The organism is Streptomyces sp. MBT65, assembly GCF_016612545.1.
Classification (GTDB): domain Bacteria; phylum Actinomycetota; class Actinomycetes; order Streptomycetales; family Streptomycetaceae; genus Streptomyces.
In genome coordinates this window covers 1-2,537 of the sequence record NZ_JAENRY010000544.1, presented here as the reverse complement: position 1 = coordinate 2,537, position 2,537 = coordinate 1, and the positions used below count along the sequence as shown (strand labels likewise).

Here is a 2,537-nt window from a genome sequence, read left to right as displayed (position 1 = left end):
GTGAAGTAGGTGGTGAGGGGCCAGTTGCCGGTGGCGCGGGCGAGTTGGCGGATGCCGTCGAGGGGGAGCTTCTCGACCGGTTTGCCGAGGAGACAGCCGACCGCGCGGCCCAGCCAGGCGGCCTGGAGGGTGGCCGGGCGGGGTGCGGAAGTGGCTTGCGGGGCGGGCCAGTTGGGACACAGGGCCTTGATCCGCGCCAGGTCCGTCGGCTCCCGGTCCGCCAACGTGCCGGGCAGGTCGGCCAGTTCGTCCAGCAGGTCCTCGGCGAGCAACCTGAGGTAACGGCTGGGGGTTTGGGCGGACGCGCCCGCCCGGTCCGGGGCCTCGGCACCTCCCGCCGCGCGCCAGCGCGCCGCGATCGCCGACGGTTCGCGGCCGTCCTGGGCGGCCTGGCGCAGTTCGTGGCCGAGCAGGTCCTCCGGCTGGACCCAGGTCAGTCGGAGCACCGCAGCCCTCCGATCTCGGTGAACGCGGCCTCGTGGGCCCGGCGTCGGCGGACATCGCGCTCGAAGACCTCACGGGTGACGGCGGTGAGGGTCGCCGCCGGTTCCCACAGGTCGAGGCGGCTGGCCTCGGCGACCGTCTTCGACCAGTCCTGCGGGACCGTGGAGCCGAGGGCGCCGGCCACCGCGCCCGCCATCGTCGCGATGGAGTCGCAGTCACGGCCGTAGTTCACCGAACCCAGCACCGTGTGGCGGTAGTCGCCGCCGGAGACCACCAACATGCCCAGGGCGACGGGGAGTTCCTCGATCGCCTTGGTGCGGGAGGGGCGGCGGGCGTCCAGGGAGGGGGAGCGGTAGTCGGGGCCCACCGTGTCGTACGGCGTGATCGCCTTCCGCAGCGGTGCGAGCGCCGACTCGAAGTCCGAGTGCCGGGCGGCCACTTCGCAGACCTTCTCGATGGCGGTGCGGGTGCCGTCCTTCGCCAGGGCGAGGCAGGCGGTCACCACCGAGTCCGGGGTCGCGCCCGGCACGCAGGCCGCCGCGACGGCCGCCGCGAAGACGCCCGCCGCCTCACGGCCGTACGACGACTGGTGTGCGCCCGCGAGGTCGACGGCCTCGGCGTAAGCACCGGCAGGATTGGCCGCGTTGACCAGGCCGACCGGTGCCATGTACATCGCGGCACCGCAGTTGACGATGTTGCCGACGCCGGCCTCGCGGGGGTCGACGTGGCCGTAGTGGAGACGGGTCGCGAGCCACTTCTCGGCGAGGAAGATCCGCTGGAGGGGGATGGCCTCCGCCTCCAACTCCGGGATCCAGCGCGGATTCTGCATCAGGTCCGGGACGAGGTGGTCGGCGATCGCGTACGCGTCGAGGTGGTCGCGGACGGTCGCGTAGACCCGTACCAGCGCGTGGGTCATCAAGGTGTCGTCGGTGACGTGGCCGTCGCCCTTGTGGTACGGCGCGATGGGGCGGGCGGTGCGCCACGCGTCCCCGTTCCAGGGGCCGACGACGCCGTGGACGCGACCGCCGTGGCGTTCCAGGATCTGGTCGGGGGAGTAGCCCTCGACGGGACCGCCGAGGGCGTCGCCGACCGCCGCGCCGACGAGGGCCCCGGTGATCCGGTCCTCAAGGCTGACATCAGAGGCTTTGGCTTGTTTGAGTTGTTTAGGTCGTGTGGGTTCTTTGGTGTCTTTGGGTTCTTTCGGGGGCATGCACCGAATCATCCTCCTGGCGGGGCCGGTTGTGTGGCTTCCAGGAGTTCGGCGAGTTCCACGAGGTCGGTGCCGGTGAGGCGGGGGAGGGCGCAGCCGGAGAGGGTGCGGCAGGCGTCCCGCCAGGTGGTGGGGATCGCCCGCCCGCCGCTGAGCGCGCCGGTGAGGGCGCCCACCAGGGCCGGTGCCGAGTCGGCCACGCGGGAGAGGCAGGCCGCGGCGGGGACCGCTTCCGCGATACGGCCGCGGGACGCGGTGGCGAGGGCGAGGGCCACGGGCACGGTTTCGGCGGCGGCGATGCCGTAGCTGTAGACGTGGTCGACGATCTGATGTTCCAAGAGGGGGATCAGGGCGAAGGCGTTGTCGCTGTCCCGGGCCAACTTCAGGGCGTGGCGGGCGTTGCGGCCGATCTCCGTTGCCTCGGGGAGTTCGCCTACGGCGGCTGCCACGCAGTCGTCCACGTCCGCTCCGGCCAGGGCGAGTGCGAGGGCCGCCGCCATGGCTCTGGCGCCGTGGACCCCGTCGCCGTCCTGGGTGTAGCGGGCGTCGAACTCGGCTAGGGCGGCGGCGCGTTGGGGGTCGCCGGGGTGGGCGACGGCGAGGACGCAGGCTCTTACGCAGGCCGCGTCGTCGAAGTAGTGGGGGTTGTCGTGGCCGGTGGCGGGTGGGCGGAGGCCGGCGACGAGGTTGCCTAGGCCGGCGCGTACGGAGATGCGGGCGCGGAGGGGGAGTACGGCGGATTCGACCTCGGGGGCGCGGTCCGCCGCGGCGGCTACCTCACTTGCTACGGCGTTCCAGCCGAGGTCGATCGCGGCGCGGGTTCGGCGTTCTCTGCTGAGGTCGCCGAGGACTGTGTCGTCGCCGGCTCGTAGTACGGCTTCCG

At 72.7% G+C, this 2,537-nt stretch carries 3 protein-coding genes; all 3 read right to left on the bottom strand.

What is annotated here, in order from left to right:
* On the bottom strand, nucleotides 1–446 hold a 446-nt coding region (locus JHN63_RS50035), incomplete at its 3' end, for an ADP-ribosylglycohydrolase family protein (RefSeq protein ID WP_200691784.1).
* Entirely contained in the window at nucleotides 434–1,654 is a 1,221-nt protein-coding gene (locus JHN63_RS50030; RefSeq protein WP_200691783.1) for an ADP-ribosylglycohydrolase family protein, read from the bottom strand. The genes JHN63_RS50035 and JHN63_RS50030, both read right to left, overlap by 13 nt.
* Before the next feature lie 8 nt (nucleotides 1,655–1,662).
* A partial coding sequence (locus JHN63_RS50025; RefSeq protein WP_200691782.1) for an ADP-ribosylglycohydrolase family protein occupies nucleotides 1,663–2,537 on the bottom strand: 875 nt, incomplete at its 5' end.